Genomic DNA, 15,903 nt, shown 5'->3' with positions numbered 1-15,903 from the left:
CCTATCCTCAAATCTCTCCCGCCCGCAGGCAGGCAACCGCATGGCCGGGGCTGGCTTCCGCCAGCACTGGCCTCTCTCGCGCGCAAATCTCTGTCGCGTGCGGACAGCGGGTGCGGAAGACGCAGCCGCTGGGCGGGTTGATCGGGCTGGGGATATCGCCTTTCAGGATGATCTTCTCCCGCCGCCGGTCCAGATCAAGCGAGGGCACGGCCGACAGCAGGGCGCGGGTATAGGGGTGGCGGGGATTGGCATAAAGATCGGCGGTGTTGGCCGTCTCCATGATCCGGCCCATATACATCACCACGATGCGGTCACAAGCATGTTCCACCACGGCCAGATCGTGGGAGATGAACAGCATGGTCAGGCCCAGATCGGCCTGCAAATCCTGCAACAGGTTCAAGACCTGCGCCTGGATGGAAACGTCGAGCGCGGAGACCGGTTCATCGGCGACGATGAAATCCGGTTTCACCGCCAGGGCGCGGGCAATGCCGATGCGCTGGCGCTGGCCGCCGGAAAATTCATGCGGATACCGTTTCATCGCCTCGGGCGTCAGCCCCACCATCCCCAGCAGTTCGGCGATGCGGTCGCGCCACTGGGCACGCGGCAGCAGCCGGTGGATGGAAAGCGGTTCAGCGATGATGCCTTCAATATTCTTGCGCGGGTCCAGGCTGGCAAACGGGTCCTGGAAGATCAGTTGCATCCGCCGGCGGTAAGCCTGAAAAGCGGAGGGTTTCAGGCTCAATATATCGGTGCCGTCGAAACTGACGGCACCGGATGTGGGTTGCGTCAGCCGCAGGATGGACCGGCCCACCGTCGTCTTGCCGGAACCGGATTCCCCCACCAGCCCCACCATTTCCCCGCGCGCGACGGAGAAACTGACCTGATCCACCGCATGAACCTTCGCCTTCGGACGGCCCAGCAGATTGCTGCCGACCGGGAAGGTCGTCGTCAGGTCACGCACATCCAGCAACGGGGCGTTCATGGCAGCAGTTCCTTCCAGCGCAGGCAACGCACCTGATGGTCAGCCGCCACAGCTTCCAACACAGGCATCGCGGCGGTGCAGGCGTCGGTCGCATCGGCGCAGCGGCTGGCAAAGGCGCAGCCGGGCGGCAGGTGGCGCGGGTCCGGCACATTGCCGGGGATTGCCTGCAGCCGCAGCCGCCCGCGTGCATCGCGGAAACGGAAGGGCGATCCCGGCACGCTGGCCATCAGCCCGCGCGTATAGGGATGCAGCGGGGTGCGGAACACCTGATCAATCGGGCCGGATTCCACCACCCGCCCGCCATACATCACCACCACCCGGTCGGCCATTTCCGCCACCACACCCAGATTATGGGTGATGAACAGGATCGCCATGCCCATCTCGCGCTGCGCCTGGCGCATCAGCTCCAGAATCTGCGCCTGGATGGTGACATCCAGGGCGGTCGTCGGTTCATCGGCGATCAGCAGCAGCGGGCGGCAGGCCAGCGCCATGGCGATCATCACCCGCTGGCGCATCCCGCCCGACATCTGGTGCGGATAATCCTTGGCGCGTGTGGCGGATGCTGGAATTCCCACCAATTCCAGCATCCGCACCGCCTCCGCCCACGCCTGTTTCCGACCCAGGTTGCGATGCAGGGCAATGGCTTCGGCAATCTGGTCCCCCACCGGATAGACCGGGTTGAGGGAGGTCATCGGCTCCTGAAAAATCATCGAGATTTCATTGCCGCGCAGGGTGCGCATGGTTGCCGCATCGGCGGTCACCAGATCGCGCAAACCTCCGTCGCGGCCCCGGAACAGGATCGATCCCCCCATGATCTTTCCTGCCGGGGCCGCAATCAGGCGCATCACCGAAAGGCTGGTGACACTTTTGCCTGATCCACTTTCGCCCACAATGGCCACGGTTTCACCGGGCCGGGCGGAAAAACTGACACCATCCACCGACCGCACCAGCCCGCGTTCGGTATCGAACCAGGTTTGCAGGTCACGAACCTCCAGAACCGGCGGGGCTTCGATGCGGATCATCAGCGCGACCGGGCCGACAGCGTGGCCACGGGCGTGAAGCTGAGATCACGGTCCCACGGATAGGTTGGTGTCACTTTACGGTTGCGGGGCAGCCGCTCCACAAACTGGTCCACCACGCCGGGCGACAGCGCCATCAGCGCCGGGTTGGCGATGGGGGCCAGTTCGGGCGACAGATAGCCCGATTTGACAACGACGATCTTGGCCGCCAGCGGGTCCAGCCCCAGGCGGGTGAAGTCGGCGATATTGTGATAGGGGCGGCGGCGGGCCGCCAGCGCCAGGGTGATACCGCCCAGCGTCAGCACCGCTTCGCGTTCCGCCGGCACCTCATGGTTGATGAGGCGCGTCACCTGCGCCGTCACCGTCACGCGTGGGCTGGCGGGGTCCAGCGTTGCCCCCACACTCACCGTGATTTCCGCACCTTCGCCAGCAGCAAACGCCGCTTCCAGGGCCGGCAGGTCGGTGATGGCGGCGATGATCACCCCATCGGCCCCCTGGCGGATCAACTCACCCAGCACATCCGCCCGGTCGCCCACCCCGCCACCGGTGGGGTTGTCACCGCTGTCGGCCAGCACCAGCGGGTGGGTGGGGCTGGCCATGGCCTTGGCGACGCATTCTTCGATGCTGCCGGTATCGGTGCCGAACACGAACTGGTCACGCGCATCCCAATAGGCCTGGGCAATGCGCTTAGCTTCCCGTTCCAGCACATCACGGTCGGTGCCGGTCAGAATGGCGGCGGCGGTGGCGCGCGGCTCATCCGCCCAGACATAGCCCACCATCAGCGACGCATCCCAGATACCGGGAATGGCATCAATCTCCGGCAGCATGGCATAGAGGCTTTTGGCCGGTTCATCGACGGTGGAGGTGCGCTCGCCCGGCAGCACCACGGGGATAGGGGCCCAAAGCAGGGTAGGCTTCACCCCCGTTGCCAGCGTGCGCACCAGCATGGTGACGGCGCGGCGCATCGTCTCTTCCACATCAATATGCGGGGCGGTGCGGTAGGTGGAATACATGTCGATCGCATCGATGATCCGCTGCGAGACATTGCCATGCAGGTCATAGCTGACGCTAATCGGGCAGTCAGGGCCGACCAGGGCGCGGGCGGCACTGATCCAGTCGCCCTCCGCATCCTCCATCCCTTCCACGAACATGGCGCCATGCATGGCCAGATACAGGCCGTCGATGGGCAGGGTGGCGCCCAGCCGTTCCAGGAATTCGGCCTTGAACGCTTCATAGGTTTCCCGCGCTACCGGCCCGCCGGCAATGGCGCGGGCATGGATGGTGGGCAGGAACTGGGCCGGATAATCTTCCAGAAAGGCAAAGCGGGGGGCCGCCAGCAGCGCGTCACCGCGCACGACCATGAAATCCTCTGCCCGGTTCAGCACGGGGTTGTAGGTCGAACATTCAATATGGATGCCGCCGACAGCGATGCGCATGGTCCAGGTGCCTTTATTGGAAGAAATCGGGATCGTGGAAGAATTTGTGTGCCACCAGACCAGCCGCCCCGCGCGCCCAATGATCGGGCTGGGTGGGAACGATGTGGATGGGGGTTTGCCCAGCCGAAAGGGGCAGCACATGGGCATCAATGGCCTGCCGCATGGCCCGGCCGATCAGCCCGTCCAGCGGCGCCTCATCCTGGGTGATCAGGATCAGTTCGGGGTCGTTGATCTGGATGATATGAGCGATGGCCAGCCCCAGCGCCTCACCGGCATGGTGCAGGATGCGCACGGCGCGGGCTTCACCGGTGGCAGCCAGGGCTTCCAGTTCCGCCACGCTTTGGCAGGGCAGGCCGGATGAAGCCGCCTCACCCAGAATGGCACTGACCGAGGCGATGGTATCCAGGCAGCCGCGTTTGCCGCAGCGGCAGGGCCGGCCGCCGATTTCAATGGTGCAATGGGCAATTTCCCCCGCACCACCCCGGCGGCCCCGGTAAAGCTGCCCGTCAATCACATGGGCAGAACCAATGCCGGCCCCGACGGACACCAGACAGAAAGACCGCACATCACGGGCAGGACCATAGAGATGCTGGCTGATGGCGACAGCCTTGGCATCATTTTCCATATAGGTGGGCAGGCCGGTTGCCCCTTCTACCATGGTTGCAAGCGGCACATCCTGCCAGCCCAGCAGGGTGGATTGCAGGCAAATGCCCTGCGATGGGTCCACCAGACCGGACAGCGTAATGCCAATGCCGGCCAACTGGTCCCGCCGTACCGGCTTGCCTTCCAGAAGCAGGCTGATGCCGGCTGCGATGTCCTGCACGACGGCCAGCGGGTCACGCGACCGGGGCAATGCGGCCTGGGCGGCAATATCGCCATTCAGGTCCGTCATCACCATCATCATCGGATCGTCAATCAGCGAGATACCGACGAAATAGGCGGAAGCCGGGTTGATGCCCAGCAGGATGGAAGGCCGACCCAGGCCGCGCACCGTCTCCGTCTCCCGCAGGACGCCGCCCTGAATCAGGTCACGCACCAGCGTCGTCATCGCCGCCTTGCTGAGATCCAGCCGGTCGGCCAGATCGCTGCGGCTGAGCGGCCCGCCTTCCGCGATGGTGCGCAGGGCCTGACGTTGGGTGGGGGTGAGCATTGGCGGCTTTGGCCCTGAGGGTTAAGTTCAATTCGTAAAATTAGTACGCATAATTAGTTCAAAAGTGAAGAGTCTTTTGGTAGGGTTGGTAAAGTTTGCTGCTGGGCAGGGGTTTCAAACCGATGAAGGCGCATGGGTTGCCAATTGTCAGGACGGGTGCCTTTGTGGCTGCCACCCTGTTAGCCGGGCTGCTGGCGGGGCTGCCTTTGGCGGCCCCTGCGGCGACGTTGAACGTGTTGCAGAATGAGGCGCCGCGCAGCATGGACCCTGGCGACCAGACAGCGACCTTCACCTACACGGTGCTGGAACCGCTTTATGAAGGGCTGGTCCGCCGGAACAAGCAGTTGCAGCTGGAGCCGGCGCTGGCCACCGAATGGTCCAGCGATGCCGCCGGGCTGGTCTGGACCTTCAAGCTGCGGCCCGGCGTCGGCTTCCATGACGGCACGCCGTTCAACGCCGATGTGGTGGTAAAGAATTTCCAGCGCCATCTGGATAGCAAGCGCGGCTTGGCGGCATCCGGCCGCATCCGGCAGGTGCTGGCCAGCGTGGTGGCGCTGGATGAGATGAATGTACAGTTCACCCTGAAGGGGCCGTACCCGGCCTTTCTGTCGCTGCTGACCACCGGGCCTGCCCTGATGGTCAGCCCCAAGGCCGATGCTGCCGGCACCCTGTCCCGCTTGGCCGTGGGCACCGGGCCTTACCGGCTGGTGGAATATCGTTCCGGCGAATATGTGCTGGAAGAACGCTTTCCCGGTTATTGGGGCAAGCCGGGCGGGACGGAACGGATCAAATGGACCTGGACCGCCGAACAATCCGTGCTGAACATGGCGATCCAGGCGGGGGAGGTGGATATTGTCAACCCGCTGCCGCCGGTTTTTGCCCGCATGGTCAAGGCCAATACCGCCCTGACGCTGCATGAAAGCGACGGGGCGGTGGTGTTCTTCGTGGCGCTGAACCTGAAACAGAAGCCGCTGGATGATGTGCGGGTGCGCCAGGCCCTGAACCTGGCCACCGACAGGGCGGCCCTGGTGAAGGCGATCATGTTCGGCTTTGGCCGCCCGGCCAATTCCCCGCTCTCCCCCGTCACGCCCGGCTATGATGCCAGCCTGAACCCCTATCCGTTCGACCCCGTCAAGGCCAAGGAACTGCTGGTCCAGGCCGGCTTGCCGGACGGGTTCAGCCTGTCGGTCGCTGTGCAGGAACCAGAGGCGCGCATTGCCGAGGTGCTGCAAGGCATGTGGGCCAAGATCGGCGTGAAGCTGGAGGTTCGCAAGATGGAAAGCGGCGTCTGGTCCAATGCTGCCTTCGCTAACCCGGATCAAAAGGCCAAGGAAGGTACGGGCGCCATCCTCACATCCTGGTCATCGGGGGTGAATGGGGCGGATATGCAGTTGCGCCCGCTCTACCACACGGCCAGCTTCGTGCCGACTGGGGCCAATCTGGGCTTCTATTCATCGCCCGCTTTGGATGGCTTGCTGGACAAGGCGTCGGCGACAGCGGACGAGGCGGCGCGCAACGCGCTCTATGGGGAGGCGCAGAAGCTGATCAATACCGACGCGCCGCATGTGCTGCTTTATTATAAGAAGGATCTGTTCGCCGCGCAGGCCAACATCCAGAACCTGTGGACGGAACCGGGCGGCGGCATCGCCGTGCGCGATGCGGTGAAGCCTTAACATGCCCACATATCTGCTGAAAAAACTCGTCACCCTGCCGCTGATCCTGCTGGGGGTTTCGCTGCTGGTCTTCGTGGCGCTGCGGGCCCTGCCGGGCGATCCCGCGCGCCTGATGGCAGGACCAGAGGCACCGCAGGAGGCGGTCGATGCCATGCGTGTCCGCCTGGGGCTGGATGATCCCCTGCCGCTGCAATATCTGCGCTTTGCTGGGTCGGCTTTGGGCGGCGATCTCGGCACTTCCATCCGGTCGGGCCGACCGGTGACAGTGGAAATCGCCGAACGGCTGCCCAAGACCATCTCGCTGGCCCTGGTTGCCTATGGCATCGCCATTTCCGTCGGCCTGTCGGCGGGCATGGCGGCGGCGATCAACCGCAACCGCTGGCCCGATCAGCTGACCATGCTGTTCGCCATTGCCGGCGCCTCCATCGCCAATTTCTGGCTGGCCCTGCTGGCGATGAATTATTTCGCGGTGGAACTGGGCTGGCTGCCGCTGATGGGGTCGGGAAGCTGGAAGCACTATATCATGCCGGCCATCACCCTGGCCGTGATGCCCACGGCGGTGATTGCCCGCATGACGCGCGCCTCGATGATTGAGGTGGTGGGCCAGGATTATATCCGCACCGCCCGCGCCAAGGGCCTGCCGGAACGGGTGGTGATGCGCAAGCACGCGCTGCGCAATGCCCTGGTGCCCATCGTCACCATCATCGGGCTGAATTTCGGCAGCATGTTGGGCGGGGCCGTGGTGACGGAATCCGTGTTCAACTGGCCCGGCCTGGGCCGGCTGCTGGTGGACTCTGTACGGTTCCGCGATTACCCGACGGTGCAGGGCGTCACCCTGGTGGCCGTCACTGCCGTCGTCATGATGAATTTCCTGGCCGAGATGCTGATCGCGGCCATCAATCCCCGCATCCGGTTTGATTGAGGGCCGACATGACCGAGATCACTGCCGCCCTGGCCCCCACGGACAGCAAGGCGCGTCGCCGCCGGCGCTGGTTGTCCCGTCGCCGCAGCATCTTCATCGGCGGCTTGCTGGTGGGGCTGGTGCTGCTGGCCGCCATCCTGGCCCCGCTGCTGTCGCCCGCCGATCCTTATGAACAGGTGCTGTCGGACGCTTTGCTGCCGCCCAGTTGGGAACATCCGTTCGGCACCGATGATAATGGCCGCGACCTGCTGGCCCGTGTGCTCTATGGCGCGCGGTTGTCCCTGCTGGAAGTGGTGGTGGGCGTCGGGTTGGCGGTTTTGGTGGGCGTGCCGCTGGGGCTGGCCGCCGGCACCATTGGCGGGCTGGTCGATCAGGTGATCATGTGGACTATGGATGTGCTGTTCGCCTTTCCCGGCGTGGTGCTGGCCATCCTGATCGTCTCCATCCTGGGGCCGGGCCTGTTCAACCTGTTGATCGCCATCGCCATTTTCTCCGTACCGGTCTATGCGCGGTTGATGCGCAACGTGGCTTTGGGCCTGAAAAGCATGGATTATGTGGAGGCGGCACGCGCCCTGGGGGCATCCACCCCGCGCATCATGTTCGACCATATCCTGCGCAACGCCCTTGGCCCCGTCATCGTGCAATCCACCCTGACGGCGGGCACGGTGGTTTTGTCAGCGGCCAGCCTGTCCTTCCTGGGTATGGGGGCACAGCCGCCCATGCCGGAATGGGGGGCGATGATGAGCGATGGGCGCAACTATCTGGGCGTGAATATCTATATGTCCCTGTTTCCCGGTCTGGCGATCATGCTGACCGTGCTTGGTTTCAACATCCTCGGCGACGGTCTGCGCGACCTGCTTGACCCGAGAAGCTGACGAACGGGTGTCTGCCGTGGCTTTCTGCGTCGATATCGGCGGTTCCTTCATGAAATTCGGCCTTGCCCGCAGCGGCGAGGCGGTGCGGCAGGTTGATCAAGTGCCCACACCGGCTCATAGCTGGGCGGATTTCGTAGCGGCGCTGGCCGCCCTCTGCGCCCGCCATGGCGAGGGGCAGCCGGATGACGCGCCGCTCGCCATCTCCATGGCCGGTATCGTCGATCCCGACAGCGGTATCCTGACCACGGCTTCCAATCTGCCGGGGCTGGTCGGCCATCAGCTTGCGGCGGAACTGACGGTGGCGTTGGGCCGTCCGGTGCGGGTCGCCAATGATGCCGATTGCTTCGCCCTGGCAGAGGCCAGTGTCGGTGCCGGACGGGGCCGGCGGGTGGTGTTCGGCATTATCATTGGCACCGGCATCGGTGGCGGGCTGGTGGTGGGGGGCCGGCTGGTTTCCGGTGCTGCCGGCATCACCGGGGAATGGGGCCATGGCGCCATCGTTAAAACCATGGCCGGTTCGCCCCCCATCACGATTCCCCGGCTGGAATGCGGTTGCGGCAGAATGGGCTGTATTGAGACCGTGGGCAGTGCCCGCGGGCTGGAACGCCTGCACCGGTATTTAACGGGGCTGACGGCGGACAGCCGCGCCATTGTCGATGGCTGGCAGGCTGGCGATGCCACCGCCGGTCGCACCATCGCCATCTTCCTGGAACTGGTGGCGGAGCCGCTGGCCCTGCTGGTCAATGCCATCGGCCCGCACCTGGTACCGGTAGGCGGGGGGCTGGGATCATCGGCCCCGCTGGTGGCAGCCTTGGATATGGCTGTTCGTGGGCAGATTTTGCGCCGGACTGATGAACCCCTGCTGGTCCCGGCGGAGCTGGGGTCCAATGCCGGGCTGATCGGGGCGGCGGTGCTGGCGCTTCAGGATGAGGGGCAGTAATATCATGGTCAAAAATCTTGACCATGATATCCGCGCCGACTGGCGCGGCGGCGGCCCATGCCGTCGAAGTCAGTAAATTCTGGCGAGTCAGAATTTACTGACACAGGCATAAGAACCCTCAAACGCTGCCGGCGGCCTGTTCACGCAGTTCCAGGCGGAACCGCTGCAGATCATCAATCCGCTGATAGGGCAGCACCGTCTGCAGGCTTTCCGGCGCCGATCCTGCCAGCAGTGCCAGCATATGACGGGCCAGTTCCTCGCCATCACGACGCTGCGGCTGATAATAATAGGTCACCCCCTGCTCAAACGGCATGCGGAACGGCATGCCGCCGAAACCGACGATGCGCAGCCCGTCGCGGGTCGGGTCCATGCCATGCTCAAGGGCGGCCTCCATGGCGCCAAACATCGATAGCTGGTTGGCGCACAGGATGGCACTGACACCCCGATCCCGCTGCAGCAACGCCAAAAGGGCCGCCTGGCTGGCCCAGACCGATAAATCGGCGCTGACCAGCAGGGATGGGTCCCATGGCAGCCCAACCTCCGCCAGGGCCCGTTGATAGCCGCGCAGGCGCAACCCGGCATAGGTGAGGCCACCGGTGGGGTTGAACAGGGCGATGCGCCGATGCCCTTCACCCGCCAGCTTGATCACGGCATCATAGACCCCGCCCTCGTCATCATGATCAACGAAAGCATGGGATGTTTGCAGTTCGGTGCGCCCGAAACTGACGAAGGGAAATTTATATTCCAGGCAAAACCGCACCCTTTCATCCATGGGCATGGTGCGGGAGAAGATGACGCCATCGGCCAGCCGCTGCTGGAACACCCGGCGCACCGTGTCCAGGGGTGACTGGCTGGCCGTCTGCGCCAGAACGATCAGATTATAATTGTCGCCTTCCAGGGTGCGGGATACCCCATCCACCTGGGCCAGAAAGCCGGCATCACCGTAATCTGTCACCTCGGGCGCAAAAAAGACCGAGCAGATTTTCATGGTCCGCCCGGTACGCAGATAAACCCCGCCGGCATCGGGTTGATAGCCCAGCGCTGCTGCCGCCTGCTTCACCCGCGCCACCGTTTCCGGCTTCACTTCCGGCCCATCCTTCAAGGCCCGCGACACGGTCGTGATCGACAGGCCCAGATGCTCGGCCAGGGTCTTCAGGTTGATGCGCGGGCTGGATTGCATGGCAGAGGGCTCGTCATTTGCCTTTTCAAAGCCCGCGACATTACGGGCAATCGCCAGCCGGCGGCACCTCATTCTCGTGCATCACCCGGCGCATGAAATCGAATGATGCCTTGGGTGTGCGTTTCAGGGTGCGGTAATCGACATGCACCAGCCCGAACCGCTTATTATAGCCATGGGCCCATTCAAAATTATCCAGCAGAGACCAGGGCATGTAGCCCTGCACATTGGCCCCTTCCTGGATGGCGCGGTGCATGCCGGCCAGATAATCCCGGTAATAGGCGATGCGGTCCTGATCATCGATGCGCCCATCCGGGTCGGGAATATCCAGGAAGGCGGCGCCATTCTCCGTCACAAAAACCGGTGGATTGCCGTAATCCCGGCGCAGCCCGTCCAGGATTTCGTAAAAGGCGTGGCCGTCAATGCCCCAGTTCATTTCTGTCCGGCGCAGATATTTGGGTGGTTCCACGATACGGAAGGGCCAGGCCGCTCCTTCTGCCGGGGACAGATATGTCGGGAAATAATGGTTCACCCCCTGGAAATCGACGGGCCGGTGGATCTCCTCCATGTCACCCGCCCGGATATGGGGGGCGAACCGGTCCAGCACGCTGTCGGGATAGCGGCCATGGTGGACAGGCCCCAGGAACACGCCGTTCCACTTATCCTCAAACAGCGAGACCAGATGCTGGTCACGCTCGGCAAATTGGGGCAGGGGGCGGCCCTTATGCACGGGCAGGACAAAACCGACCGGAACGCCGGGTGCCAGGTCGCGCACCACCTGCACAGCCCGGCCATGGGCAAGGTTCAGATGATGGGCCACCCGCACGGCGGCACGCGGGTCGGTCAGGCCGGGGGCGTGCCGCCCTTCCTCGTTCCCGACCCAGGCACAGACAGATGGCTCGTTGAAGGTGACCCAGGCGCGGGCACGATCACCCAGCCGGCGGACCATCAGCGCCGCATAATCGGCAAACCAATCAGCACTGTCGCGGTTGACCCATCCGCCCTGGTCCTGCAAGGCCTGCGGCAGATCCCAATGGTAAAGGCAGGGCCAGGGCTCCAGCCCCCGTTCCAGCATCCCATCCACCAGCCGGTCATAGAAATCCAGGCCCTTCGGGTTGATGGCACCCGCTCCCCCCGGCAATACCCGGCCCCACATGATGGAGAAGCGATATTGCTGGGCGCCCAGGTCGCGGATCAGGTCCAGATCCTCCGCCCAGCGATGGTAATGATCGCAGGCAACTGTACCGGTATCGCCATTGGTCACCCGGCCGGGGGTGGCGCAATAGGTGTCCCAGATGCTGGCGCCCCGTCCGTCGTCCGCAGCGCCCCCTTCGATCTGATAGCTGGAGGTGGAGACACCCCACCGGAACCCTTCGGGGAAACGCATCGTCGTCATTGGTGGCCTGTCAGAAATCGGGCGGGACCAGACGCCCGCAATCAAGGTTTCACGAAAATCGTAACGTTTTGAATTTTTTCTGTCCAGTCGGAACACAGACAATAAAAGCGGATATAGGCAATTGACATCCCGTGATACCGGCCCATACTTCAGGTTAATCGAAACGTTTTGAATTGTGCGGCGCGATGAAGGACATGGTAAAATCATGCTGCGCCGCCGCAGGTTTGGCGGTGGTTTCCTGGTTGCCATTTGGGGGCAATGCGGCAAAGGCGACGGAACTGGAAGTGATGCACTGGCTCACCTCGGGCGGCGAATCCGCTTCGCTCGGGGTTGTGCGCCGGGCCTATCAGGACCAGGGTGGGGGCTGGCGGGATGCGCCGGTTCCCGGCGGCTCTGCGGCCCGTGCTGCGGCCGTCAACCGCATCCTGGGCGGCAATCCGCCGCCGGTTTTCCTGTTTTCCTTAGGCACGCAACTGACGGAATTGTCGGCGCATGGCCTTGTCACCCCGGTACCGGGTGCGGGGCCGGAATGGGATCGTGTATTGCCACCGCTGCTGGCGCGTTCGGCCAAGTATGACGGGCAGTACAGGGGCGCACCGTTGAACATCCATGGTGAGAACTGGATGTTCTATAATGCCAGTCTGTTGCAGCAGGCCGGTCTGGCCGTGCCGCGGACCTGGGCGGAATTTCTGGATGCGGCGACCCGCTTGAAGGCAATGGGCATCATTCCTATCGCGTTGGGGGGACAGCCCTGGCAGGAACGGTTGCTGTTCAATGCGGTTGTGCTGGGGGTCGGCGGGCGCGATTTTTACCGGCAGATCTATGAAGAGCGCGACCCGGCCGCCCTGGCAAGCGCCACCATGCTGGAAGCCTTCCGTGTCTTCGCCGCCCTGCGACCATTCGTGGATGAAGGCAGTCCCGGACGGCGCTGGAATCAGGCAACGGCGATGCTGATCCGGGGTGATGCCGCTTTTCAGTTCATGGGCGATTGGGCCAAGGGGGACATCAAGGCCGCCGGGCTGGAACCGGGGGTGGAGATCGGCTGTGCGTTGGCCCCGGCGCCCGAACCGGCCTACATCATGGTGGTGGACGCCTTCGCCTTCACCCAACCGCTGGACGAGGCCACGGCACAGGCGCAGGCGCGCTTCGTTTCGGTGATGATGGACAAGGATGTACAGGCCGGGCTGAACCAAGCCAAGGGCTCCATCCCCGTGCGCACGGATATACCGGACGATGGCTTCGATACTTGCGCAAAACAGGCCATGGTCCTGATCCGTGACCCGGCCACCACTCTGGCATCCACAGGTATGGGCCTTCCCGGCGGGATGGCCGGTGCCCTGGATGATGCCATTTCGCATTTCTGGAACGACCCGCGGATGACGCCAGAGCAGGGGCGGGACTTGTTGCGCCGATCCATTCTCGCCTTTCGCTGAGCCCACCGGAAACCGCGGTAACGATAATGCCAAGGGAGGATGGGATGAAGGCATCGCACCGGGCACCAGCCATCGCCCTGCTGCCGGCGGGGCTGATCACGTTCGTCTGTTTTTACCTGTTCATTGCCTGGACCTTCGCCATCTCCCTCACCGGCTCGCAATTGCTGCCCAGTTGGGATTTTGTCGGTCTGCTTCAATATCAGCGGCTGTTCGCCTCGGCGCGTTGGTGGACGGCACTGGGCAACATGGTGGTCTATGGCGCCCTGTTCATCACCGGGTGTCTGACCTTGGGATATCTGCTGGCGATCCTGATTGACCGGGGTGTGCGGGCAGAAGGGCTTTACCGCACTGTCTTCATGCTGCCCTTATCCATGTCCTTCATCGTCACCGGCATCATCTGGCAATGGATGCTCAATCCTGGCCTCGGCATCCAGCAGGCGGTCCGGGGGCTGGGGTGGGAGGAATTTGCCTTCAACTGGCTGGTGCGTGCCGACCGCTCCATCTATACGGTGGCGCTTGCCGGCATCTGGCAGCAATCGGGCCTGTGCATGGCGCTGTTCCTGGCGGGCCTGCGCGGGGTGGACCCAAATATCTGGAAAGCGGCGCGGATCGACGGCATCCCCACCTGGCGGGTTTATGCCGCCATCATCACGCCGATGCTGCGACCGGTCTTCTTCACCGCCTCCATCCTGCTGTTCTCACTGGTGGTGAAGTCGTTTGATCTGGTGGTGGCGCTGACGGGTGGCGGTCCCGGCTTTTCCTCCGACCTGCCGGCGCGCTTCGTGATGGAGCATATATTGAACCGGCAGGAACTGGGGCTTGGGGCGGCGGGCGCCTGCATGATGCTGGCCACCATCATTGCCGTTGTCGGCCCCTATCTCTATGCCGAAATCCGGCAGAAGAAGGGGGCCTGACCATGCGCCGGGCTACGCTCTATCTGATGCTGTCACTGGCGGCGCTCACTGTGCTGTTCCCCCTTCTGGTGATGCTGGCCACCTCGCTGAAGCCGTTGGACGAGATCAATAATGGCAGCCTGTTCGCCCTGCCGCGGGAGCCGACGCTTGTCGCCTGGGCCAAGGCATGGGGCGGGGCCTGTATTTCCGGGGATTGCCGGGGCCTGTCGGTCTGGTTCGGCAATTCCTTCGCCATCGTGGTGCCGGCCCTGTTCTGCTCCCTGGGGCTGGGGGCTTTGACCGGGTATGCGCTCAGCCTGCGCACAGCGCGGTGGGTGGATTACCTTTTTGCCGCATTGCTGATCGGCCTGTTCATTCCGCCGCAGGTCACGCTCTATCCGATGATCGTGCTGGTGCGGGAAATGGGCCTGTTCGGCACGCGCGGCGGGCTGGTCTTTGTCCATACGGTCTGGGGCATGGCCTTCGTCACGCTGCTGTTCCGCAATTTTTTCCTGTCGGTACCGAAGGATCTGCTGAAGGCGGCGCGTATCGATGGGGCCGGGTTTCTGGCCACCTTCTGGTATGTCATGCTGCCTTTGTCGCTGCCGGTCTGCGCCGTCGCCCTGGTGCTGCAATTCACCTATATCTGGAACGATTTCATCCTGGGCCTGACCTTCGCGGGACCGGGGCAGCAGCCGGTGACCGTGGCACTGAACGTGCTGGCCGGGTCACAGTTCGGCCCGCAGGAATATAATGTCAACATGGCGGCGACCATGATCGCCGCCTTGCCCACCATCCTGGTCTATCTCTTGTCCGGACGGCTGTTCGTGCGCGGGATCGCGGCCGGGGCCGTGAAGGGATAAGATGATGCAAGGCGTGCGTCTTGAGGGGATCGCCAAGGATTTCGGCACCACCACAGTGCTTGAAAAAATCGACCTGGATATCGAACCCGGTGAGTTCCTCGTGCTGCTGGGCGCGTCCGGCTGCGGCAAATCCACCCTGCTGAATATCGTGGCGGGCCTTGAGGAACCCAGCGGCGGGCGCATCCATTTCGGCGACCGCGACGTGACGGCCCTGGAACCCGATGCCCGCGACATCGCCATGGTGTTCCAGTCCTATGCGCTTTACCCGACCATGTCGGTCCGGCGGAATATCGGCTTCGGGCTAAAAATGCGCGGCATGCAAGCTGCCAAGGTCGAGGCGAAAGTGGCGGAGGTCGCGCGGCTTTTACAGATAGAGCACCTGTTGGACCGCAAACCCGCGCAACTATCGGGCGGGCAGCAGCAGCGTGTCGCCATCGGCCGGGCACTGGTGCGTGAGCCGCAGGTATTCCTGCTGGATGAACCGTTGAGCAATCTCGACGCCAAGCTGCGCGCCGATATGCGGGTGGAATTGAAGCGCCTGCACGAGCGCGCCCGCCGCACCACCCTCTATGTCACCCACGATCAGGTGGAGGCGATGACCCTGGCCCATCGGATTGTGGTGATGAACAAGGGAAGGGTGCAGCAATGCGACCGGCCAGAGGTGGTTTATGCAAAGCCGGCCAACCGCTTTGTGGCTGGCTTCGTTGGCGCCCCGACGATGAATTTCCTGGAAGGGCGACTGACGATGGCAGGCGCCCTGCCGGGCCTGCTTTTGGGGGAAGCGGTTCTGCCGCTGCCGGGGCTGGTGGCCGGTGCCGGTGTCACCGCCGACCAGCCCGTCGTGCTCGGCCTGCGGCCGGAACATCTGGTGCTGGCGCCGACCGCGGAATCTGGAACCTGCCAGGGACAGGTCCTGATGACCGAACCGACAGGCCCCGATACGTATGTGCTGATCCGGCTGGCCGGCCAGGAGGTCACAGCCCGGATGCCGCCCGGTGTCGCCGTCACCCCCGGGCAGACCATCCATCTCCGTCTGGATGGGGCGTCGGCCAGTCTGTTTGATACCGGCGAGGGGCATCGTTTGAATTGACCAGGCAGAGGTTTCCGACGGGAACCGCGCCGATAATGAGATTGACTCGCATTG

Annotated in this window: 14 protein-coding genes; 8 read left to right on the top strand and 6 right to left on the bottom strand. The window is 63.7% G+C overall.

What is annotated here, in order from left to right:
• Positions 1–7 precede the first annotated feature (7 nt).
• From G473_RS0111140 to G473_RS0111125, 4 genes are read right to left on the bottom strand one after another with little or no spacing between them, the layout of a single operon-like run.
• Positions 8–982, bottom strand: coding sequence for an ABC transporter ATP-binding protein (locus tag G473_RS0111140; protein WP_029013163.1), 975 nt, complete (start codon positions 980–982; stop codon positions 8–10).
• The gene (locus G473_RS0111135) at positions 979–2,004 is read right to left on the bottom strand and encodes an ABC transporter ATP-binding protein (protein WP_035706731.1); all 1,026 of its coding nucleotides are present in this window, start codon (positions 2,002–2,004) and stop codon (positions 979–981) included. The genes G473_RS0111140 and G473_RS0111135 overlap by 4 nt, the downstream gene beginning before the upstream one ends.
• A complete protein-coding gene (locus tag G473_RS0111130; RefSeq protein ID WP_029013161.1) occupies positions 2,004–3,437 on the bottom strand; it encodes a M81 family metallopeptidase in 1,434 nt (477 codons plus the stop codon). Before G473_RS0111130 ends, G473_RS0111135 begins: the two co-directional genes overlap by 1 nt.
• Before the next feature lie 13 nt (positions 3,438–3,450).
• Positions 3,451–4,587, bottom strand: coding sequence for an ROK family transcriptional regulator (locus G473_RS0111125; RefSeq protein WP_029013160.1), 1,137 nt, complete (start codon positions 4,585–4,587; stop codon positions 3,451–3,453).
• Between the two features lie 164 nt (positions 4,588–4,751).
• Here G473_RS0111125 and G473_RS0111120 point away from each other — a divergent pair, with 164 nt between their 5' ends.
• From G473_RS0111120 to G473_RS0111105, 4 genes are read left to right on the top strand one after another with little or no spacing between them, the layout of a single operon-like run.
• Positions 4,752–6,260, top strand: a complete 1,509-nt coding sequence (locus G473_RS0111120) for an ABC transporter substrate-binding protein (RefSeq protein ID WP_210163291.1) — start codon at positions 4,752–4,754, stop codon at positions 6,258–6,260.
• Position 6,261: 1 nt separating this feature from the next.
• A complete protein-coding gene (locus G473_RS0111115) occupies positions 6,262–7,182 on the top strand; it encodes an ABC transporter permease (protein ID WP_029013158.1) in 921 nt (306 codons plus the stop codon).
• An 8-nt stretch (positions 7,183–7,190) separates the two neighbouring features.
• Complete coding sequence (locus G473_RS0111110) at positions 7,191–8,057, top strand: ABC transporter permease (RefSeq protein WP_029013157.1); 867 nt, start codon at positions 7,191–7,193, stop codon at positions 8,055–8,057.
• A gap of 16 nt (positions 8,058–8,073) precedes the next feature.
• On the top strand, positions 8,074–8,997 hold the full coding sequence (locus G473_RS0111105) for an ROK family protein (protein WP_154667369.1): 924 nt from the start codon (positions 8,074–8,076) through the stop codon (positions 8,995–8,997).
• A 118-nt stretch (positions 8,998–9,115) separates the two neighbouring features.
• Here the strand turns inward: G473_RS0111105 and G473_RS26415 are convergent, their stop codons facing one another.
• Positions 9,116–10,249 carry a LacI family DNA-binding transcriptional regulator gene (locus G473_RS26415; protein WP_245580045.1) on the bottom strand — a complete coding sequence of 378 codons (1,134 nt, stop codon included), beginning with the start codon at positions 10,247–10,249 and terminating at the stop codon, positions 9,116–9,118.
• A complete protein-coding gene (locus tag G473_RS0111095; protein WP_210163290.1) occupies positions 10,218–11,570 on the bottom strand; it encodes a GH1 family beta-glucosidase in 1,353 nt (450 codons plus the stop codon). The genes G473_RS26415 and G473_RS0111095 overlap by 32 nt, the downstream gene beginning before the upstream one ends.
• 287 nt (positions 11,571–11,857) lie before the next feature.
• On the opposite strand from G473_RS0111095, the gene G473_RS0111090 reads away from it, so the two are divergent.
• From G473_RS0111090 to G473_RS26410, 4 genes are read left to right on the top strand one after another with little or no spacing between them, the layout of a single operon-like run.
• Positions 11,858–13,003: an ABC transporter substrate-binding protein gene (locus G473_RS0111090; RefSeq protein WP_245580044.1), complete on the top strand. Its 1,146-nt coding sequence runs from the start codon at positions 11,858–11,860 to the stop codon at positions 13,001–13,003.
• 44 nt (positions 13,004–13,047) lie between these two features.
• On the top strand, positions 13,048–13,917 hold the full coding sequence (locus G473_RS0111085; protein WP_029013153.1) for a carbohydrate ABC transporter permease: 870 nt from the start codon (positions 13,048–13,050) through the stop codon (positions 13,915–13,917).
• 2 nt (positions 13,918–13,919) lie between these two features.
• The gene (locus tag G473_RS0111080; RefSeq protein WP_051330159.1) at positions 13,920–14,759 is read left to right on the top strand and encodes a carbohydrate ABC transporter permease; all 840 of its coding nucleotides are present in this window, start codon (positions 13,920–13,922) and stop codon (positions 14,757–14,759) included.
• 1 nt (position 14,760) lies between these two features.
• The gene (locus tag G473_RS26410; RefSeq protein ID WP_245580043.1) at positions 14,761–15,849 is read left to right on the top strand and encodes an ABC transporter ATP-binding protein; all 1,089 of its coding nucleotides are present in this window, start codon (positions 14,761–14,763) and stop codon (positions 15,847–15,849) included.
• Positions 15,850–15,903: the final 54 nt, after the last annotated feature.

The organism is Niveispirillum irakense DSM 11586, assembly GCF_000429645.1.
Classification (GTDB): domain Bacteria; phylum Pseudomonadota; class Alphaproteobacteria; order Azospirillales; family Azospirillaceae; genus Niveispirillum; species Niveispirillum irakense.
This window is presented reverse-complemented; position numbering and strand designations above follow the sequence as displayed.

Coding starts and splice junctions, on each gene's coding strand:
- G473_RS0111135 (WP_035706731.1), bottom strand. CDS start 2,004: ATGATCCGCATCGAAGCCCCGCCGGTTCTGGAGGTTCGTGACCTGCAA.
- G473_RS0111095 (WP_210163290.1), bottom strand. CDS start 11,570: ATGACGACGATGCGTTTCCCCGAAGGGTTCCGGTGGGGTGTCTCCACC.
- G473_RS0111130 (WP_029013161.1), bottom strand. CDS start 3,437: ATGCGCATCGCTGTCGGCGGCATCCATATTGAATGTTCGACCTACAAC.
- G473_RS0111140 (WP_029013163.1), bottom strand. CDS start 982: ATGAACGCCCCGTTGCTGGATGTGCGTGACCTGACGACGACCTTCCCG.
- G473_RS0111090 (WP_245580044.1), top strand. CDS start 11,858: ATGCACTGGCTCACCTCGGGCGGCGAATCCGCTTCGCTCGGGGTTGTG.
- G473_RS0111085 (WP_029013153.1), top strand. CDS start 13,048: ATGAAGGCATCGCACCGGGCACCAGCCATCGCCCTGCTGCCGGCGGGG.
- G473_RS26415 (WP_245580045.1), bottom strand. CDS start 10,249: ATGAGGTGCCGCCGGCTGGCGATTGCCCGTAATGTCGCGGGCTTTGAA.
- G473_RS0111115 (WP_029013158.1), top strand. CDS start 6,262: ATGCCCACATATCTGCTGAAAAAACTCGTCACCCTGCCGCTGATCCTG.
- G473_RS0111125 (WP_029013160.1), bottom strand. CDS start 4,587: ATGCTCACCCCCACCCAACGTCAGGCCCTGCGCACCATCGCGGAAGGC.
- G473_RS26410 (WP_245580043.1), top strand. CDS start 14,761: ATGATGCAAGGCGTGCGTCTTGAGGGGATCGCCAAGGATTTCGGCACC.
- G473_RS0111110 (WP_029013157.1), top strand. CDS start 7,191: ATGACCGAGATCACTGCCGCCCTGGCCCCCACGGACAGCAAGGCGCGT.
- G473_RS0111080 (WP_051330159.1), top strand. CDS start 13,920: ATGCGCCGGGCTACGCTCTATCTGATGCTGTCACTGGCGGCGCTCACT.